The following is a 19022-nucleotide window of genomic DNA, read 5'->3' on the forward strand; positions in this document are numbered from 1 at the left end:
TATGGAAGGTAAACGTGACGAAGCAGCCTGCAGAAAGTGTGAAGGCGGACCTGACCTTGGACGGGCAGGGTGTGGTCCAACTGAAGTGGGCCCGCGGGGTGTCCATCTCCGAGGCCGACGCCGAAGCCGCAATGAGCGGCGTCAATGACCTGTGCGGTAACGTCCGTTATCCCATGCTGGTGGACATGGCCACCACGGCCCAGGTCAGCCGGGGTGCCCGCGCGGTCTTCGGCCGGCCGTGCCAGGCGTCCCGGATAGCGCTGCTGGGGGCGTCGCCCGTGGACAAAGTGCTGGCAAACTTCATCCTGGGAATCAACAAACTGCCCTGCCCCACCCGGTTTTTCACCTCGCGGGACGATGCTACGGCATGGCTGCTGAAGGATCAGCAGCAGGCCGTCGCCTGAACCTCCCCGCCACACCATTGCGACCGACTCGTGACTCCGGCGCAGGTGGGAGGCATGCGGGGACCTATATTTGAACGGTGCCTTCCCCTTCGAAACCGATGCGCTCCGCCTGGCGGAAGTACCTCATCCTGCCCAAGCTCATCCGGCTGTCCCGCTCCGCCCCCAAGGACCGGGCTGTCGCCTGGGACAAGTACTGGGAAGGCATCGTCAGCACCGGAACCAGCAGCGAAGTGCTCTGGGATTCCGGCTCTGACAACGAGTTGCGCGGCTACCGTGACATCCTGGCGCGGCACTTCGACCCGGACCTTCCCGTGGTGGATGTGGGCTGCGGGCACGGTGCCTTCAGCCGGGCCCTCGCGGCGTTTTCACCCCGTGTAATCGGCGTGGATGTGGCCGAGCATGCGGTGGCCCGCGCGCGGGCCGAATCGGAAGCCATGGACAATCTCAGCTTCGCGGAGTGTGACATGACACGGCCACATGCCGGTGCCGGGCTCGTGGGGCCAACGGACGCCAACGTCTTCATCCGGGGCGTGCTGCATGTCCTGGGCACCGCCGATCAGGCTGCCCTGATGGAAAACCTCCGGCAGATGGTGGGCGAGCGCGGCCGGGTCTTCCTGGCGGAAACGAACTTCCGCGGCAATCCGGTGGAATACGTCTCGCATCTGGGGGCGTCGCGCCGCAGCATCCCGGCGCCGCTGGAGCTGGCCATCCGCAAACTCCCCATGCCCGGCCACTTCGGCCCGGACGAACTGGCAGTTGTGATGCCAACAGACCGCTGGACGCTGGTGGAGGACGGTGCCGCCACAATCGAAACCAATCCTCTGATGGATGCCGAGGGGAACAGCAGGGTCCCCGGCTACTTCGCCGTCCTCAAGGGCAAAACGCCCGCACAGGAGCCACTCTCCGCGTAGCGGCGGACAGCCGCTTCGGCACAGGCGGCTGGCATGATGGAGCGCATGCGCATTCTGATTGCACCGGATAAATTCAAGGGCTCCCTCACCGCTGCCGAGGCCGCCGCGGCCATGGCGGAAGGGGCGCTCAGGGTGTACCCGGATGCCGTCGCCAACCAGTTCCCCATCGCCGACGGCGGGGAGGGAACCTTGGAGGCGGCCGTCGCCGCCGGCTACGAGGAGCGGATCAACGCCGTGGTGGGCCCCATCCTGAAGCCTGTGGGGGCGGCCTGGGCGATCCGGAAGAACCCCGCAGGCGGTGCCGTTGCGGTCATCGAGACCGCGCAGGCTTCCGGACTCGCGCAGATGGAGCCCACTGCCGCCAACGCCCTGCGGGCGCACAGTTACGGCTGCGGCCAGCTGATCGCCGCGGCCCTCGACGCCGGTGCCACCGAAATTGTGCTGGGTCTGGGGGGATCAGCCATGACCGACGGCGGCAGCGGCGCCCTGCGTGCGCTTGGCCTCAAGCCGCTGGACAGCGCAGGAAACGTGGTCCCGCTGGGGGGCGGGTCGCTTGCCGATGTAGTGGCCCTCGATACCTCCGGACTGGATCCGCGACTGACCGCCGTTACCTTTCGGATCGCCGTTGACGTGCAGAACCCGCTGTTCGGCGCCACCGGCGCCGCCCACATATTCGGCCCCCAAAAGGGAGCCGACGCGGACGCTGTGGAACTGCTCGACGCCGGCCTCCGCAATTGGGCGTCCGTCCTCCAGGAGGCGACAGGCCGGGACATCAACCTCCCGGGCGCGGGCGCGGCTGGCGGCTTCCCGGCGTCGTTCCTTGCCTTTGGCAACGCGCGGCTGGAGGGCGGGTTTGCGCTGGTGGCCGGGCTCACGGGACTGCCGGCCCAGCTTGATGAGGCGGACCTTGTGATCACCGGCGAGGGGTCGTTGGACTCGCAGTCCCTGACCGGCAAAGCCCCCATCGCCCTCGCCGATGCCGCCCGGGAACGGGGCATTCCGGTGATTGTGGTGGCGGGCCGGATTATGGTAACGCCCGAGGACCTGGCCGGCCACGGGGTCGTGGCCGCCGCGCAGCTGCTCGACGTGGCACCAAGCCCGGAAGACGCCGTCGCCAACGCCGCGAAGTACCTCGCCTGGGCAACCAGCCAGGTCCTGGAAGGCGCCTGAGGCCGGAGCCTCTGCGGAGGGTGCCCGGGCTACCGCACCCGCGCGCGGCGGTTCAGGCGCAGCGGGACAAGCACCAGCAGGACCAGGAGGACCGCCAGCAGGATGCCGCCTGCGGTCAGCCCCGCCGCGCGCCCGGCGGTGACGTCAAAAACCAGCGCCGCCGTCCCCACGCTGAGCATGCCCACCCCGGCCAGGGCCAGTTTGGTGATGGTATCGGCGCTTGATACCAGGGTCTCCTTCAGGCGTTGGCGGAACAGGCGGCGATGGACGCTCACCGGAAGCAGGATGAAGGCTGTGGTGAGGGCCGCGATCACCACGTTGACCAGATAGAGCGTGACCTGAAAGCCGTCCAGTTTCTCGAACCGCTGCTGGAACGGAAGGGTGAGGAGGAAACCGGCCAAAATCTGCACCCCCGTTTGCAGGACCCGGAGCTCCTGAAGCAGTTCGGCCCAGTTGCGGTCCAGCTGTTCTTCCCGGGTCTCATGCCGGCCTGATTTGCCCGTGAAATCCTCCACATTCGGCATCGTTTTTCTCCTTGCTCCGGAGGCTTGGCCACCCAAGCGGCGTGCTCTCAAGCTAGGCCGAAGTTGCGCTTAGATCAACAATTGCTAAGGTTGCTTATTGTTCGTGTCGAACGGTGGACTTGCTCTACCGGGCGGGATAGTTTCGAGGGGCTGGTGCAGCAGGGGCCCTTCGAAAACCGATTCAGTGAAGAGGTGGACTATGAGCGATGACCAGAAGCAGACCGAACCCCCCGCCGACCCCCGGGGCAGTTACCATTCGGGCGGGTTCCCGAAGCAGGAGCAGGAACAGCCGGGGCTCACGGCCCCGATGGATCCCAAACCGGACCATGGCGAATTCAGCTACGAGGGTCACGGCGCCCTGCAAGGCAAAGCAGCGCTCATAACGGGCGGCGACTCCGGGATCGGCAAGGCCGCGGCCATTGCCTTCGCACGCGAGGGCGCCGACGTCGCAATTTCCTATCTTCCGGAGGAAGAGGAGGATGCCCAGGACACGGCAGAGTGGATCCGCAAGGCCGGCCGGCGCGCGCTGCTGCTGGCCGGAGACGGGCGCGAGGAGGATTTCAGCACCCGCATCGTGGAGGACACCGTGGCCGGGTTCGGCGGACTCGACGTTGTGGTGCTGAATGCCGCCTACCAGAAGAACCGGGACAGCTTCGAGAGCCTCGCCACCGAGGAATTTGACAGGGTGTTCCGGACCAATCTGTACTCGCTGATCTGGACGGCGCGGGCTGCCGTACCTCACCTGAAAGCCGGCTCCTCGATCATTAGCACGGCGTCCATTCAGGCCTTCAACCCGTCCCCGGGGCTGATTGACTATGCCATGACCAAGGCCGCGCAGGTGGCGTTCACCAAGGCGCTGGCCGAGGAACTGGGACCCAAGGGGATCCGCGTCAATGCTGTGGCTCCCGGGCCCATCTGGACCCCGCTGATCCCGGCAACCGAATGGCCGGACAAGCTCCCCACGTTCGGCCAGGACACTCCCCTGCAGAGGGCCGGCCAGCCGGCGGAGCTCGCAGCGGCGTATGTGCTGCTGGCATCTGAACAGGGGTCCTATATCTCCGGGGCGGTGCTGCCGGTGACCGGCGGCAAGGGTCTCTAATACTTGCCCATCAGATTCATCCACATCCACAACAGGAGGAACCATGAGTCAGGAAAATCAGCGCAAGGAACCCGACGAGGAAGTGGGCGGCTACGGCTCGCCGACCGCAGAGCAGGAGATGGGTGGCACGGATAACAAGCAGTTCGCGCAGCCCCGGGACGAAGAGGACTTCGACGCCGCCGGCCTGAACCAGGACAGCCCCGACGGCGAGACGTTCGCCACGGGCACGCCCAACCTCAGCCACTTCGGCGAGGAGGACTCGGACAGTGCCGGGGAACCCGGAGCCGGCCGGTTCGGCGGCACCGACGAGCAGCGCCATGCCGAGGTGGACTCGAACGATCCCGGCTTCGAACCCGGTGAGCACCTGCCGCGTGATGCTGCCGTCCCCTCCGCAGAGGCCGAAATCGACGAGTCCAACGCGGATTCCCAGGGCGCCGAGCCGTTCTCCTCGGAGTCCGGGCAGGATGCTGCCGGCCTGCCGGACGGCAGCGGAAATGACCTGTCCAAGGAGAAATCCCCGAACGACGGCGACGAAAGCTTCGACGCCGGCTGACCAACACTGCCGCCGGGGTTCGCCCCGCGCCAGTCGTGACTGCAAAGTGCCGCCGGGCCGTACGCCGGGCGGCACTTTTGCGTCGCCGGCGCCGCAATTCATGCTGCAGAATCGCACCCGTGAAACCAGCTCCGGACGTATCCTAATAACAGGTTTTGCAGTGGGCCGCGCGTATCGATCCTGGGCGTGAATTATGGCCGCGGAGACTCCACGGGGGCCTGGCTGGGAATCCCTGCCAGACCCCCACGATGTGGTGTTCGAGAGCTCGGATGTTGAGGACTTCCTTGCTGCTGTCACCGGCGAATTCATACACGACCTGGACGGCGACACCCGCTTGATCAGTTGGGCCGTCACCTTCTTCCGCCCCGGAGCGGTCCGGACGGCCGCCGCCGGAAGCGCCGCGGCCCGGGCAGCAGACGAAGAGCAGTGTTCGTTCGCGGACGGACCCGTGCTCGAATCCCTGCGCACCGCTGATTTTGTCCACGTCGCAGACACGGCCCTCGACCGCCGCTGGCCCGGTTACGCCAGTGCCGCATCAGATCACGGGGTCAGATCATTGGTGTCCATCCCCATTGTGTCTGCGGCGGGTTCACAGGCCGCGTTAAGCCTCTATGCCGCCACCCCCCATGCCTTCAGCAGCCAGGACATCGTGCTGGCGCGCCGGTTTGTCCGGCAGGTGGCCAGGTCCCTGCGCCTGGTGGTTCGCGTGGCGGAGCGGGTGGAAGGTAATGCGCAACTGGCAATAGCCCAGAGTTCTGCAGTCCTCATGGACCTGGCTGTCGGCATCCTTGTGGCCGACTACGGGCTCGGCCATGAGGCGGCGGTGCAATATATGCGGACCGTCGCGCGTCACACCGGGCAGGGGCTGCGCCAGACGGCCCTGAATATCGTGGCGGCCTCCCGCCCGGAGACGGGGGAAACCCGTCAGGAGGATGCCGGCTTCGGCCTTATCGCGGTCGAAACGCCGGCGCTTAATGAAGGACCCTACAAAACAGGGAGCACATCATGAAGCTCAGGAAGCAGGAGAAGGCAGCCACAAGCGCCCCCATTGAGCCGGCAGGTCACCCGTGGCGCAGGATGGTGGCCCTGGGGGATTCCTTCACCGAGGGGGTGGGTGATCCGGATCCCCGCAGCGAGGGCGGCCTGCGGGGCTGGGCAGACCGCGTGGCCGAGGAACTCAGCATCAGCCAGCCGGACTTTGCCTACGCGAACCTCGCCATCCGCGGCCTCTTGCTGCAGCAGATCTTCGACCGGCAGTTGGAACCGGCCCTGGCGTTGAAGCCGGACCTGGTGACCCTATCGGCCGGCGGCAACGACATGGTGTTCCGGCGCACTGATCCGGACCGGCTGGCGGAACGGATTGACGTGGGGGTGGAGCGGCTGGCCCGGTCCGGCGCCACCGTGGTGCTCTTTGCCGGACCGGACTGGGGTGCCACGCCGGTCTTCAGCCAGATCCGCGGCAAGGTGGCCATCTTCAACGAAAATCTTCATGCGGTGGCCGCCCGGCACGGCGCAGTGATGGTGGACCTGTGGTTCCTCCGGGAACTAACACATCCCGGCATGTGGGACCCGGATCGGCTGCACTTCTCACCCCTGGGGCACCACACCATCGCCAGCGCAGTGCTGAAGGAACTCAGCGTCCCGCACTCGCTGGTGCCGCTGGAGCCCAAACCGCCTCTGCCGCGCAGCTGGCGGGAGGCCCGGGCGGAAGACCTGGTCTGGGCACGCGAGTACCTTTTCCCATGGGTGGTGCGTCAGTTGAAGCACCCCTCAGAAGCGGAGTTGACGGCCAAACGGCCCGAGCCCGGCCCGGTCTTCGGCCTGGGCTCCCCGCCGGCACCCTACCTGAGTGGAGGCCACGCCGCCTGAATCAGCGCCTCGGGCTGTTCAGCGCCCCTGGTTGTTCAGCGCCTGTGGTTGTTCAGCGCCTGTGGTTGTCAGCGCCTCTTCGGGCCGCGTTTCGTTGCCGCGTTGAGGGCTGCCTTGGCCGCGGGGGGAAGGCCGGCCACTTCCGTTTCCGGTTCCGCCACGGTGCCACGTGCCTTGGCGATGGCCCTCATGCCGTGGTAGATCACCAGGGCGGCGGCCGAGCCCAGTGCGATGCCGGTGAAGGTCAGTTCCCCGATGGTCCAGGTATAGTCCGCGATGCCGATGATGAGGGCGACGGCGGCGGTGGTCAGGTTTACCGGGTTGGCGAAGTTCACCTTGTTCTGCACCCAGATCTTCACGCCGAGGATGCCGATCATGCCGTACAGCATGGTGGCCGCGCCGCCGAGCACGCCCTGCGGGACCGTGGCAATCAGTTCCCCGAACTTGGGTGAGAAGCTCAGCACGATGGCGAAGATTCCGGCCACCCAGTAGGCCGCCGTCGAGTACACCTTGGTGGCGGCCATAACACCGATGTTTTCCGCATAGGTGGTGGTGCCGGAACCGCCGCCAGCGCCGGCGAGCACCGTGGCGATGCCGTCAGCCATCAACGCCCGCCCGGAGACGTCGTCGAGGTTCTGCCCGGTCATGGCCGCCACGGACTTCACATGCCCGATGTTCTCAGCCACGAGGACCAGGACCACCGGCACAAAGAGGCCCAGCACGCCCACATGGAACTCCGGCGTCTGGAAATGCGGCAGGCCGATCCAGGCGGCAGCGTCCATTTTGTCGTAGCTCACCTCGCCGCGCAGCATGGCCACCAGGTAGCCGACCACCACGCCCGCCAGGATACTCAGCCGGCCGATAATCCCGCGGAAGAGGACGCTGACCAGGATGATGGTGGCGAGGGTGATCACTGCGGTGATGGGGGCGGCAGCGAAGTTCATCTTCGCCGCGGGAGCAAGATTCAGGCCGATCAGGGCCACTATGGCGCCGGTGACGATCGGCGGCATCAGCCGGTTGATCCAGCCCGCACCGAATTTCTGGACGATCGCGCCGATCAGGGCCAGTGCGACGCCGGCGAGCAGCACCCCGCCCAGCGCTCCGGGGATGCCGAACTGCTGCTGGGACGCCATGATGGGCGCAATGAACGCGAAGCTGGAACCGAGGTAGCTGGGTACCCGGCCTTTGGTGATGACCAGGAACAGCAGAGTGCCGATGCCCGAAAAGAACAGGGTGGTGGCCGGCGGCATCCCGGTGATGATGGGGACCAGGAACGTGGCTCCGAACATAGCCACAACATGCTGCATTCCCACCCCGATGGTCAGTGGCCAGGCCAGCCGCTCGTCCGGGGCAACCACGTGGCCGGGCTTAATCGACCTGCCGGTGCCGTGCAGCTTCCATTTCATTCCGAGCATGCTCATGGTCGGGGGCCTTTCAAGGGGGTTGCCGCTGGGGCTGAAATCTTCCGGTGCAACAATACCGCGCGGACCCGCCCGCCGTCCGGCTGTGCCAAACGTCACGCTGCTTCACGGGAAGAAGACACGAACGCTTGAAGTTGCAACTATGGAAGCAGACCGCCGGCCCATCAGCCCGATGAGCGGGCCCAGCGAAAGGGACGCATATGACCACTGCCCACGAAGAAGCCGTCATCGACTCGGCCGCCGTCGATGCCATCTTTGCCGAAGCCCGCACCGCCAACTCCTTCACCGGCGAGGTGACCGAGGACCAGGCCCGCGCCATCTACGAGCTGACGAAGTTTGGCCCGACGGCCTTCAACTCGCAGCCGTTGCGCGTCACCTATGTCCGCTCCGACGAGGCCCGCGCCAGGCTCGTTGACGCCATGTCCAACGGCAACAAGGCCAAGACCGCCTCGGCTCCGCTGGTTGCAGTCCTCAGCTACGACACCGCCTGGGCTGAGCAGTGGGACAACTTCCTGCCCGGGTACAACGCGCCGAAGGCCATGTACGATGCCGCTCCGGAGCTGGCTGCCGCCACCGGCAGCAACAACGCGCACCTGCAGGCCGGCTACTTCATCCTTGCCGTCCGGTCCCTCGGCCTCGCCGCCGGCCCGATGACCGGTGCCGACTTCGGCGGCATCGACGCCCAGCTGTTCCCGGCCGGCGAGCAGAAGAGCTTCCTCGTGGTCAACATCGGCCAGCCCGGCGAGAATGCCTGGGGCGCAGCCAAGCCCAAGTTCACCTACGAGGACGTTGTCCGCACCGTCTGACCCTCTCTCACTTAATGTGGGTTTTTGGGGAACGCTCTCTCACTTAATGTGGGCTTAACGCCGATGCTCTCGCACTTTCTTCAGGAAAGTGAGAGAGCATCGGCGTTTTAAGCGCATTAAGTGAGAGAGCGTTCCATTGGGTGGGGAGTACCGGGGGTACCTGGCGGGTCAGGAGATGACGCTGTCCACCAGCGCCTTGGCTTCGGCCTGGACCTGCTTCAGGTGCTCCTCGCCCTTGAAGGACTCGGCATAGATTTTGTAGACGTCCTCGGTGCCGGACGGCCGGGCCGCGAACCAGGCGTTCTCCGTGACCACCTTGAGGCCGCCGATGGGTGCGCCGTTGCCCGGGGCCTCGGTGAGCTTGGCGGTGATGGTCTCGCCTGCCAGTTCAGTTGCGGTGACGTCCGACGGCGAGAGCTTGCCGAGTGCCGCCTTCTGCTCCCGTGTGGCTGCTGCATCGATGCGCGCGTAGACGGGGGCGCCGAACTGGTCCGTCAATCCCTTGTACAGCTGGGAGGGTGACTTGCCTGTGACAGCGGTGATTTCGGAGGCCAGCAGGGCAAGCAGGATGCCGTCCTTGTCCGTGGTCCAGACGCTGCCGTCCAGCTTGTTGAAGGAGGCGCCGGCGGACTCTTCTCCGCCGAACGCGCCTTCGCCGGACAGCAGGCCCGGCACAAACCACTTGAAGCCCACGGGGACCTCCACGAGCTTGCGGCCCAGGCTCGCCGCCACACGGTCGATGATCGAGGACGAAACCAGGGTCTTGCCCACCACCGAGTTCGGGTTCCAGCCGCTGCGGTTGCGGTACAGGTAATCGATGGCGACGGCGAGGTAGTGGTTCGGGTTCATCAACCCTCCCACGCCATCAACAAGAGGCGTCACGATGCCGTGGCGGTCGGCGTCGGCGTCGTTCCCGGTGGCGACGTCGAACGCGGCTGAACTGCCGCCGTCGGACATCCGCTTGATCAGGGAAGCCATCGCGGCGGGTGAGGAGCAGTCCATCCGGATCTTCTCGTCCCAGTCCAGGGTCATGAAGGCCCATTGCGGGTCCACGGTGGGGTTCACCACGGTGAGGTCCAGGTGGTGGCGCTCGCCGATCTCGCCCCAGTAGTCCACGGACGCGCCGCCCATGGGGTCGGCACCGATGCGGACGCCGGCTTCCCGGATGGCATCCAGGTTCAGGACGGAGGGGAGGTCGTCAACGTAGCTGCTGAGGAAGTCGAACTTGCCCGTGCTGTCCGCTGCGAGGGCGTCCGCTACGGGAACGCGCTTGACGCCGCGGAGGTCGTTTTCGAGCAGTTCGTTGGCGCGGTTGGCGATCCAGCCGGTGGCATCCGAATCGGCAGGGCCGCCGTGCGGCGGGTTGTACTTGAAGCCACCGTCACCGGGCGGGTTGTGGCTGGGCGTGACCACAATCCCGTCAGCCTCGGGGGCGCCGGCCGCGCGGTTGTTGTTGTGGGTGAGGATGGCGTGGCTGAGGGCCGGTGTGGGGGTGTAGCCGTGGCGGGCGTCGATGAGCACGTTCACGCCGTTGGCCGCGAGGACTTCCAAGGCGGAGTTCTGCGCCGGCTCGCTCAGCGCGTGGGTGTCCTTCGCCAGGAACAGCGGGCCGGTGATGCCCTGCCCGGCACGGTATTCCACTATGGCCTGCGTGATGGCAATGATGTGCTTTTCGTTAAACGACGCCTTAAGGCTGGATCCCCGGTGCCCCGACGTGCCGAAGACTACGCGCTGGCCTGGATCACCCAGATCCGGCGAAATGTCGTAGTACGCGTCAAGGAGCGCAGTAATGTCAACAAGGTCCTGGGGTTGGGCAACTGTGCCCGCGCGGCTAGCCATGGGACCAGCATGCCAGACGCGGGCGGACGGCCATACGCCCCTGTCCAAATTCCGGACCCTGTGACGCGGAATGTCATGAACAGGTGGTTAAACCTGAGTACTCAGCCCAAAAGTACCTATATACCGGCTCCCGGCGCCGCTGTTACGTTCGGGAAAGTCAGCATGGAAAGCACGACGGCGGCAGCCCGCCGTCGTGGGTGCGGCAGTAAAGCTGCCACTAAAGTAAGGGACCGGTCATGGGGACAGGGGACGGCGCAGCCGAGCAGTCACGGCTCGCAGCGGAGCGCGTTCAGCAGCTAAAACGCCGCCTGGACCAAGCCGAACGCGCCACCAGGTCCTGGGACGAGGGCGCCGTGGGCGACGGGACTATTGCTGAACAGCTCAGCCTTCTCGTCCCGCACGGCTGGTTTCTGCTCCATGACGTGCACTGGCCCGGCAGGCCCACGGCCAGCCTCGACCACGTGCTGGTGGGTCCGGGCGGCGTGGTGGTTGTGAATGCCAAGAACTGGACGGGCGAGGTCCGCGTTTCCGCCGGTGTCCTCTGGCAGGGCCGGTTCGCCAGGACGCAGTCGGTGGAAGGGGCCCTGGCGCAATGCGCCGCCGTCACCTCGGTCATGGCGCCGCCGCATCGCCGCCTGGTCCGCCCCTTGATCTGCCTCGCGGGCCAGCCGGACCTCTTCGCCATCACGAATGCCGACGTGGCCGTGGCAGGGGCCGACCGCGTTGTTGAGGCCGTGCTGTCCTTGCCCACCTTGCTTGACCTGCGGGAAGTGGCGGGCCTGTACACGCACCTTAGCCACCAGCTCACGCAGGAACCGGCTGCGGAAAGTCCCACCTTCAGGTCGTTGACCGGCAAGCGGCCGGAGCTGTCGCAGGGGCGCGAATGGTCGCCGGGGCCCGAGGCGTTCCCGCGGCGTGAGGTGTTGCCAGGGTCCGGGGCAGCAGACCGGCCTGCAGAGTCCCGGCACCTCGCGGCGCCAGCGAACGGGAGCGGCGCCGGCCCGGGTCCGCGGCACCAGCGGTCCGTCAGCGCCGGAGTGCGCAGCGGGTACGGACACCGGAAAGCGAATGCCCAGCAGCAGACCGCTGCGGGGATGGGCCGGTTGTTGTGTCTGGCGGCCTTCGTGGTTTTTGCTGTCTACGTGCTGCCATATTTGGGACGATAGGACTGGGGGCCTGGCGGTACGCTGAAGAACCAAGACTTCGAACGGGGAAAACCATGAGTGACCAGACCACGCCGCGCCCCGATTCCCATGGGCCGGGCGCTCAAGGAGCAAGCGAGTCGCCGGCCGGCTACGAGCCTCCACAGTTTGTGCCGCCACAGGGCCAGGACATTCCCGCGCCGCCCCTCTACGACTGGAGCAAAGGCGGGCCCGGGGCAGAACAGTACGGCGGAGGCGCTTACAGCCAGCCCGGAGCAGATGCGTACAGCCAGCCAGGCGGGCAACACGGAGGGGGATACACGCAGCCGGGAAGCCCCTACGGTCCGCCGGACATTTACGGCCAGCCCAGTCCCTACGGCCAGCCCAGCCCTTACCAGAACAGCCCTTACGGCCAGCCGGCGTACTACGGCCAACCCGCCGCCGAGCCCAAGGGCCTCAGCATCACCAGCATGATCTGTGGTATTTCCTCGGTCCTGCTGGGGTGGTTCCTCATTCCGCAGCTCGCCGCGATCATCACCGGCCACCTGGCACTGGGCCGCGAACGCTCAGGCAGGGCCATGTCCATTACCGGGCTGGTTCTGGGCTACCTGTGCCTGCTGGGATACGGTGCCTTTTGGCTGTTCCTTTTGGTCGGCCTGACGGCCTACCGCTCATCCTCGTACGGGTACTAGGCCGGGTACTAGGCCCTCGTCCGTTTTACCAAGCGTTTACCAAGCGCCCGTCGTACCAGGCCAGCGGGTCCTAAGCTGCGGCGATCCGCCTGGCCTGTTCCTGTTCTGCTGCACTCAGCACGGCGGGTCCGCCGCCACGATAGGTCCAGTTCGTCTTCACTCCGCCCGGTTTGGTGAGCGACTCGCCGGCCAGGGCCCTTTCTATCCGGCGCCGCACGTCCCCCTCTTTGTCGGGTTCTGCGGCGAATACGATCCTGAGCGTGACGTCGTTGCCGTTCCGGGCATAGTCCGTGTGGTGCGGAGCCAGCGGGCAGGGCGGCTCATGCTCCCAGCTGCCGCAAAGTTCCAGGGTGATTGCGGCTCCGGGTGCGCTGGGATCGGATCCGGCAGCCATGAGCACTGTTGCTTGATGAACGTATTGTCCGCGCATGGAAGGACTCCACTTCATGATGGTCTTTGGGGTGTTCTGCATGGATTCCCGGTAGCGCGCCGCTGTGGCGGCCGTGCCAGGACGGCGGTGTCATGCCGGGCAGGGGAAAGGCCCCGGAGGGGCCTTTCCTTAAGCGGGCTTGGCCAACAGGTCAGACCCGCTCGCTGGTGCGCTCAGCAGCAGGTTCCTCGGCTTCATAGGTCTTCCGCCGACGCGGGAAGGCCCAGAAAGTGAAGTCCTTCGCCGTGAAATGCGGCTCCGTGCGGTCAGGCGGTGTCTGCTGGCGCGCTTCGGGTTCACGGGTGGCGTCCTTCTTGATGCCCCACCCGAAATCCTTGCTTGATGAATAGCACATCACAGGCCTCCTTTAGGTGACTGCCTTTTAATCGTCCACCCATTTGGCCGCAGAGTCGACACCCCGGGCCGTTCATCCACGGGTCAGAATCCCAGCTGGGACGCCACCTGCAGCAGCAGTAACTCGGACCCTTCCGGACCGATCAGCTGGATCCCCATGGGGAGCCCCTCGCCTGGTTGTCCGCCGGTCCAGTGCACGGGAACCGTCACGGCCGGCAGGCCGCAAACGTTCACCATGGAGGACCACGGCGCGAATTGGCATTGCCGGCGGTAGTCCTCATCGGCGTCGCCCGCCCAGGCTGCGGCAGGCCAGCGCGCATCGCCGTGGCTGGCACCGGTAAACCAGCCCACCGGACGTGGCGTCTGAGCCAGGGCAGGCATCAGCATCAGGTCCCATGCGGCGTATTGGGTGATGGTGTCACGGGTGAACCGTCGGAGGAACGCCAGGGATTCGTCCAGTTTGGAGGTGCTGCGCTGCTGGGCCCTGCGCCGGAACGTCCTGGTGAGCGGGGTCAGCAATGCTTCACGCTGCGGACTGATCCGGGCCGTGCCGACGGCGGCAGTCCAGGCCGTCGTGAAGGCGTCCGGGTAGCGGTTGTCGTAGCGGATGTCCGCTTCAGACACGGCGTGTCCGGCGTGTTCGAGCATCTCGCGGCCCGCCTGCAGGGCCGCGAGGGCTTCCGGCCCGGGTGTGAACGGGAAGGCACCGGACCACGGACTGGCCAGGCTCACACCGATCCGCAGCGGACGTGGTTCGCGGGCCACGGCGTCGAGGTAGCAGGTTGCGGGCGAGGGCACCAGAGCGTCCATGAGCAGCGCAGCGTCGGCGGCGCTCCGGGCCAGCGGGCCGGCCACCACCAGCCCGGCGGGATTAGCTGCGCTTTCGCCCGAGGGCACCAGACCCCGGCCCGGTTTGAGTCCCACCAGTCCGCAGGCCGCCGCGGGGATCCGAATGGAGCCGCCGCCGTCGCTCCCGGGAGCGACAGGAATCAGGCCGGCCGCCACCGCGGCTGCGCTGCCGCCGGAGGAGCCGCCGGAACTGCGGCTGGGGGCGTGCGGATTGCGCGACGGCGGCGCGATGCGGTTTTCGCTGTAGGCCGTCAGCCCGAACTCCGGAACCTGCGTTTTGCCCAGCGAGATCATGCCGGCGGCCTTCAGTACCGCGGCAAGGGCTCCGTCGGTGGGCGCAGGTTTGTGGTCCAGGGCCGCGCTGCCGTGGGTGGTCACCACGCCGGCCACATCGGTCAGGTCCTTGAACGCGGTGGGTATGCCGTGCAGGAGCGGCAGGCCGTCCGCCGCTCCACCCTCTGCAGGCGCCGCCGAACTCCGCCGAAACCGGGCGTAGCGGTCGTCCGCAGCGGCTGCATCGGCCATGGCCTGTTCGGCGGTGACGGTAATGAAAGCGCCCAGCAAGGGGTTGCGTTCGGTGATCCGGGCCAGGAAGTACGCCGTCGTTTCACGGGCCGAGACCTCACCGGAGCGTAGGGAGTTCCGCAACTGGACGGCGGACATCTCATGCAGCTCGTGCGGGGAAGCGGTGGGCTGCTCGGTGGGCATGGGTCCTCCTCGGGATCTCGTAGAAGCGTAACCTGCCCGTTCCCGGCCGGGAGGGCATCTTCCCGGCGTTAGGCTGGGAGGAGACCATCGTCATCTGAAAGGGAATCCCGTGAGTGATTTCGAGTCCGTGCCTGTCAACGACGTTCCCGCCGACGCGGCCCTTCTGGACGTTCGGGAAGACTACGAGTGGGTGGCCGGGCATGCCGAAGGCGCCCTCCACATTCCGCTGGATCAGCTTCCCGCGCGCTTGGACGAGCTGGACCCGGACCAGGACCTGTACGTCATCTGCAGGACCGGCGGCCGTTCCTTCCGCGCTGCGCAGTGGCTCACGGGCCAAGGCTATGCAGCCATCAACGTCGCCGGCGGAATGGACCAGTGGCTGGAATCAGGCAAGCCGCTGGTATCCGATAACGGGCTCAAGCCGCTGGTCCTCTAAGCCGCGACTTTCCCTGAATCCAAAGTCCTGAAGGAATCCGCCATGCCCGGACCAGCCGCTATCTACACTTTCCTTGGACCTCAGGGAACTTTCACCGAAGCCGCGCTGATGCAGGTTCCCGGGGCTGCCGAGGCCACCCGCGTCCCGGCCTCCAACGTCAACGCCGCGCTGGACATGGTCCGGGACGGCTCCGTACATGCCGCCATGGTCCCGATCGAGAACTCCGTGGAGGGCGGCGTCACCGCCACCCTGGACGCCATCGCCGGCGGCCCGGAACTCCGTATCACGCGGGAGGTGCTGGTCCCCATCAGCTTTGTGCTGGTGGCCCGGCCGGGGATGGCCCTCGCTGATATCCGCCGTATCTCCACGCACGGCCACGCCTGGGCGCAGTGCCGCCTGTGGGTGGAAACAAATATACCGGGTGCGGAATACGTTCCCGGTTCCTCCACGGCGGCCGCCGCCCTGGGCCTGCTGGCTGATGGCGCCCACTACGATGCGGCGATCTGTGCGCCCATCGTGGCTCAGGAGCAGCCCGGACTGTCTGTGCTTGCGGAGAACATCGGAGACAACCCGGGTGCCGTGACGCGGTTCATCATGGTGAGCCGGCCCGGCGAACTGCCGCAGCGGACCGGGGCGGACAAGACCACGGTGGTGGTTCCGTTGCCCGAGGACCGGCCGGGCGCGCTCATGGAAATCCTTGACCAGTTTGCCACCCGGGGCGTGAACCTCAGCCGGATCGAATCCCGGCCCACCGGGCAGTACCTCGGCCACTACTTTTTCAGCATCGACGCTGACGGCCATGTCCAGGATGCCCGGGTTGCCGATGCCCTGGCCGGGCTTCACCGCATCAGCCCGGCCACCCGGTTCCTGGGTTCCTACGGGCGGGCCGATGCGCAGAAAGTCGTCGTGGCTCCGCACACGTCGGACGAAGCATTCCATGCAGCGCATCAATGGGTGGACGGGATTCTTCAGCCGCGGCCGGGCCTGCCGGAGACGGCTTCCTAGGCTTCGCCCACAGCGTACGAGAGGTACTTCCGCGTGCTGGTTACTGTGCGTATGCTTGCTTGATCAACTTGGGGGGACGGCCCCTAACGAAGGGAGCGGGTCATGAGCACCAGCAGTACAGATAATGACGGCCAGGGCATGATCGTTAACCCCAAACCGACGGCCGACAACCAGGACTGGGACGGCGATGAAGCTGACCGCGCTGATCGGCTGCGCTTCGAAGAGGAACAGGCCATGATCCGCGAGCAGTCTGAGGCGCGTGCCGCCAAGGCCGCCGCCGAGGAAGCTGCGAAGAAAGCTACCGCCTGAAGGCGGCCCGGCTTAGGCCGGCTGCGACTTCACCCTGATCAGGAGTGACCGGGGCGCCACTTGGACGGTGACCTTTGTGGCCAGGCCCGATGGGTCGCCGTCGACCTGGGTGGGCAGGGGTTCCGGGCACTTGATGACGATCTTCCCGGCCCGGTACATGGTCATCATCGGGAGGTTGCCCCGGTGCTTGAACACGATCTTTCCGTACATGGCGAGCCAGCCGAAGGCGCTGCGCGGGCTCATCACCACCACGTCAAGCATGCCGTCGTCAATCATGGCTTCGGGAATGAAGTCGATGCCGCCGGGCACCAGCCCGCAGTTGGCGAAGAGCACGCTCCGGATGTTTCGTGCCTGCTCCGGGCTTTCATCCAGGGACACTGACACCTTCCGCCGCCGGCCGGGAAGGTGCCTCATGCCGGCCTCGGTGTAGGCGAGCCATCCCACCGCTTTTTTGAGCCCGTCGTTGGTGTCTGCCAGGATTTCCGCGTCCATGCCGATGCCGGCGATCACCAGGAACAGGTGTTCGGAGGAGTGGCCGGTGCGGGAGTTTTCGATGTTCATCCGCGCGGTGTCGATGTAGCGCTGCTGACCAAACAGGGCAGCGTTGATGTTGGCGCGCAGGTCATTGACGTCCAGGTCCACATTGCGGGCGAGGAGGTTGCCGGTTCCCAGCGGGATGATGCCCATGGCTACATTTGTGTGTGCGAGTGACTCGGCCACCACCCGCACGGTACCGTCGCCGCCGCCCACCAGGACGACGTCGGCCTTGAACTCCAGCGCCGCCTTGGCCTGCGAATAGCCGGGGTCCTCCGCCGTGGTCTCCAAAAAGAGGGGGTCCTCCCAGCCGGCCGTGAGGCAGGCACGCTGAATGGCTTCTTTCGCCTCGGCCGCCCGTGATTTCACCGGATTGAGGATGACGGCCACACGCTGGTGGGTGAGCCCGGCTTCGTGGGCGGCTTCGTTGACGGCGCTCCGGATATGCAGTGCCTTGAGCTTGCGCACACCCCACCAGCTGGAGACGGCAAAAGCCAGCGCTGCCGCGCTCAGGAGGTAGAGAAGCCAGTCGTTCATCGTGCTTCAACAGTAGCCCGGGCGGGGTGCCCCCATTTCCGCGATCCCGGCGGCAGTGCCCAGTGCGCGGGATTAGATACTCTTGTCTGGTGATCGACGTAAAAGACCTCAGCGAAAACCCGGACAAGTTCCGTGCCAGCCAGCGCGCCCGCGGCGCCGACGAGTCAGTGGTGGACGCGATCATCGCAGCAGACTCCGCCCGGCGTGCCGCACTGATCCGGTATGAAAACCTCCGGGCCGAGCAGAACGTCTTCGGCAAGAAGGTGGCACAGGCCAAGGGCGACGAGAAAAAAGCCCTCCTCGCCGAGGTCAAAGAGCTGGCCAACAGCGTCAAGGCAGCCTCCGCCGAGGCCGATGCCGTGCAGGCCAAGCAGGACGAACTGCTGCGCTCCATCCCGAACCTCATTGAAGACGGTGTTCCCGAGGGCGGCGAGGACGACTACGTGGTGGTCAAGACCGTCGGAACGCCCCGCGAATTCCCCGATTTCAAGCCCAAGGACCACCTGGAAATCGGCGAGCTGATCGGCGCGATTGACATGGAGCGCGGCGCCAAGGTGTCCGGTTCCCGCTTCTACTTCCTGCGCGGGGTGGGGGCGCGGCTGGAGATGGCGCTGCTGCAGATGGCCATGGACCAGGCCATCGAGGCAGGTTTTGTTCCCATGATCACGCCTACTTTGGTGCGCCCCGAAACCATGCAGGGCACCGGTTTTGATGTCAAGCACGACGCCGAGATCTACCGTCTCGCCGAGGATGACCTTTACCTCGTGGGAACCTCCGAGGTGGCGCTGGCCGGCTATCACGCGGACGAAATCCTGGACTTCGCGTCGGGTCCCATCCGTTTCGCCGGGCAGAGTTCCTGCTACCGCCGCGAGGCCGGTTCGCACGGCAAGGACACCCGCGGCATCATCCGCGTGCACCAGTTCAACAAGGTGGAGATGTTCATTTACACCACTGTTGAGGAAGCCGCGGCCGAGCATGAACGCCTGCTGGCCTGGGAAGAGGAGATGCTGGCCAAGTGCGAGCTGCCCTACCGGGTCATCGACACGGCCGCCGGGGACCTTGGCATGTCCGCCGCCCGCAAGTTTGACTGCGAAGCCTGGGTGCCCACCCAGGGCGCGTACCGCGAGCTCACGTCAACCTCGAACTGCACCACGTTCCAGGCCCGCCGCCTGAACATCCGTGAGCGCGTCATCAATGACGAAGGCGTGGCCAAGGGCACCCGCGCGGTGGCCACCCTCAATGGGACCCTGGCCACCACCCGCTGGATCGTGGCCATCCTGGAGCACCACCAGAACGCCGACGGCTCGGTCAACGTCCCCGCAGCCCTGCAGAAGTACCTCGGCGGCCTGGAGGTCTTCCCGGTCCTCTAGGGCGGCTCCGTCCAGCGTCCGCCGCCGCTTCCCGCAGAATTCCCCGTCTGATGGTCCATT

Annotated in this window: 21 protein-coding genes; 14 read left to right on the top strand and 7 right to left on the bottom strand. The window is 66.3% G+C overall.

What is annotated here, in order from left to right:
* The first annotated feature begins 14 nt into the window (after positions 1 to 14).
* The 3 genes from PY310_RS07815 to PY310_RS07825 all read left to right on the top strand — a co-directional run bounded on the left by PY310_RS07815 (position 15) and on the right by PY310_RS07825 (position 2485).
* The gene (locus PY310_RS07815; protein ID WP_275213812.1) at positions 15 to 404 is read left to right on the top strand and encodes a DUF7793 family protein; all 390 of its coding nucleotides are present in this window, start codon (positions 15 to 17) and stop codon (positions 402 to 404) included.
* A gap of 98 nt (positions 405 to 502) precedes the next feature.
* On the top strand, positions 503 to 1315 hold the full coding sequence (locus PY310_RS07820; RefSeq protein ID WP_275213964.1) for a class I SAM-dependent methyltransferase: 813 nt from the start codon (positions 503 to 505) through the stop codon (positions 1313 to 1315).
* 45 nt (positions 1316 to 1360) lie between these two features.
* On the top strand, positions 1361 to 2485 hold the full coding sequence (locus PY310_RS07825) for a glycerate kinase (protein ID WP_275213813.1): 1125 nt from the start codon (positions 1361 to 1363) through the stop codon (positions 2483 to 2485).
* A gap of 29 nt (positions 2486 to 2514) precedes the next feature.
* Here PY310_RS07825 and PY310_RS07830 read toward each other — a convergent pair whose 3' ends face one another.
* Positions 2515 to 3009: a DUF6328 family protein gene (locus PY310_RS07830; protein WP_275213814.1), complete on the bottom strand. Its 495-nt coding sequence runs from the start codon at positions 3007 to 3009 to the stop codon at positions 2515 to 2517.
* A gap of 199 nt (positions 3010 to 3208) precedes the next feature.
* On the opposite strand from PY310_RS07830, the gene PY310_RS07835 reads away from it, so the two are divergent.
* The 4 genes from PY310_RS07835 (at position 3209) to PY310_RS07850 (ending at position 6530) form a co-directional block, all read left to right on the top strand.
* Entirely contained in the window at positions 3209 to 4108 is a 900-nt protein-coding gene (locus tag PY310_RS07835; protein ID WP_275213816.1) for an SDR family oxidoreductase, read from the top strand.
* Between the two features lie 43 nt (positions 4109 to 4151).
* On the top strand, positions 4152 to 4661 hold the full coding sequence (locus PY310_RS07840; RefSeq protein WP_275213818.1) for a hypothetical protein: 510 nt from the start codon (positions 4152 to 4154) through the stop codon (positions 4659 to 4661).
* 193 nt (positions 4662 to 4854) lie between these two features.
* Positions 4855 to 5670 (top strand): GAF and ANTAR domain-containing protein, encoded by an 816-nt coding sequence (locus PY310_RS07845; RefSeq protein ID WP_275213819.1) that lies wholly within the window; start codon positions 4855 to 4857, stop codon positions 5668 to 5670.
* Positions 5667 to 6530, top strand: coding sequence for an SGNH/GDSL hydrolase family protein (locus tag PY310_RS07850; protein ID WP_275213820.1), 864 nt, complete (start codon positions 5667 to 5669; stop codon positions 6528 to 6530). The genes PY310_RS07845 and PY310_RS07850 overlap by 4 nt, the downstream gene beginning before the upstream one ends.
* A gap of 68 nt (positions 6531 to 6598) precedes the next feature.
* Here the strand turns inward: PY310_RS07850 and PY310_RS07855 are convergent, their stop codons facing one another.
* Positions 6599 to 7951 (bottom strand): uracil-xanthine permease family protein, encoded by a 1353-nt coding sequence (locus tag PY310_RS07855; protein ID WP_275213821.1) that lies wholly within the window; start codon positions 7949 to 7951, stop codon positions 6599 to 6601.
* Positions 7952 to 8151: 200 nt separating this feature from the next.
* Here PY310_RS07855 and PY310_RS07860 point away from each other — a divergent pair, with 200 nt between their 5' ends.
* Positions 8152 to 8757: a malonic semialdehyde reductase gene (locus tag PY310_RS07860; protein WP_275213822.1), complete on the top strand. Its 606-nt coding sequence runs from the start codon at positions 8152 to 8154 to the stop codon at positions 8755 to 8757.
* A 168-nt stretch (positions 8758 to 8925) separates the two neighbouring features.
* Here PY310_RS07860 and pgm read toward each other — a convergent pair whose 3' ends face one another.
* A complete protein-coding gene (gene pgm, locus PY310_RS07865; RefSeq protein ID WP_275213823.1) occupies positions 8926 to 10596 on the bottom strand; it encodes a phosphoglucomutase (alpha-D-glucose-1,6-bisphosphate-dependent) in 1671 nt (556 codons plus the stop codon).
* Between the two features lie 236 nt (positions 10597 to 10832).
* Between pgm and PY310_RS07870 the strand changes: the two genes are divergently transcribed.
* Complete coding sequence (locus PY310_RS07870; protein ID WP_275213825.1) at positions 10833 to 11762, top strand: NERD domain-containing protein; 930 nt, start codon at positions 10833 to 10835, stop codon at positions 11760 to 11762.
* Between the two features lie 53 nt (positions 11763 to 11815).
* Positions 11816 to 12430 (top strand): DUF4190 domain-containing protein, encoded by a 615-nt coding sequence (locus tag PY310_RS07875; RefSeq protein WP_275213827.1) that lies wholly within the window; start codon positions 11816 to 11818, stop codon positions 12428 to 12430.
* A 70-nt stretch (positions 12431 to 12500) separates the two neighbouring features.
* On the opposite strand, the gene PY310_RS07880 is transcribed toward PY310_RS07875, so the two are convergent.
* From PY310_RS07880 to PY310_RS07890, 3 genes are all read right to left on the bottom strand, one after another.
* Positions 12501 to 12902 carry a hypothetical protein gene (locus tag PY310_RS07880; RefSeq protein ID WP_275213828.1) on the bottom strand — a complete coding sequence of 134 codons (402 nt, stop codon included), beginning with the start codon at positions 12900 to 12902 and terminating at the stop codon, positions 12501 to 12503.
* 109 nt (positions 12903 to 13011) lie between these two features.
* Positions 13012 to 13215, bottom strand: coding sequence for a hypothetical protein (locus PY310_RS07885; RefSeq protein WP_275213829.1), 204 nt, complete (start codon positions 13213 to 13215; stop codon positions 13012 to 13014).
* A gap of 83 nt (positions 13216 to 13298) precedes the next feature.
* The gene (locus PY310_RS07890; RefSeq protein WP_275213830.1) at positions 13299 to 14771 is read right to left on the bottom strand and encodes an amidase; all 1473 of its coding nucleotides are present in this window, start codon (positions 14769 to 14771) and stop codon (positions 13299 to 13301) included.
* A gap of 109 nt (positions 14772 to 14880) precedes the next feature.
* Here PY310_RS07890 and PY310_RS07895 point away from each other — a divergent pair, with 109 nt between their 5' ends.
* From PY310_RS07895 to PY310_RS07905, 3 genes are all read left to right on the top strand, one after another.
* Positions 14881 to 15207, top strand: a complete 327-nt coding sequence (locus PY310_RS07895) for a rhodanese-like domain-containing protein (protein WP_275213831.1) — start codon at positions 14881 to 14883, stop codon at positions 15205 to 15207.
* 42 nt (positions 15208 to 15249) lie between these two features.
* Positions 15250 to 16212: a prephenate dehydratase gene (pheA, locus tag PY310_RS07900; RefSeq protein ID WP_275213832.1), complete on the top strand. Its 963-nt coding sequence runs from the start codon at positions 15250 to 15252 to the stop codon at positions 16210 to 16212.
* 102 nt (positions 16213 to 16314) lie between these two features.
* A complete protein-coding gene (locus PY310_RS07905) occupies positions 16315 to 16521 on the top strand; it encodes a hypothetical protein (RefSeq protein ID WP_275213833.1) in 207 nt (68 codons plus the stop codon).
* A 12-nt stretch (positions 16522 to 16533) separates the two neighbouring features.
* Here the strand turns inward: PY310_RS07905 and PY310_RS07910 are convergent, their stop codons facing one another.
* On the bottom strand, positions 16534 to 17592 hold the full coding sequence (locus PY310_RS07910) for a diacylglycerol/lipid kinase family protein (protein ID WP_275213835.1): 1059 nt from the start codon (positions 17590 to 17592) through the stop codon (positions 16534 to 16536).
* An 89-nt stretch (positions 17593 to 17681) separates the two neighbouring features.
* Between PY310_RS07910 and serS the strand changes: the two genes are divergently transcribed.
* Positions 17682 to 18962 carry a serine--tRNA ligase gene (serS, locus tag PY310_RS07915; RefSeq protein ID WP_275213836.1) on the top strand — a complete coding sequence of 427 codons (1281 nt, stop codon included), beginning with the start codon at positions 17682 to 17684 and terminating at the stop codon, positions 18960 to 18962.
* Positions 18963 to 19022 lie beyond the last annotated feature (60 nt).

The organism is Pseudarthrobacter naphthalenicus (assembly GCF_029076445.1).
Taxonomy (GTDB): Bacteria; Actinomycetota; Actinomycetes; order Actinomycetales; family Micrococcaceae; genus Arthrobacter; species Arthrobacter naphthalenicus.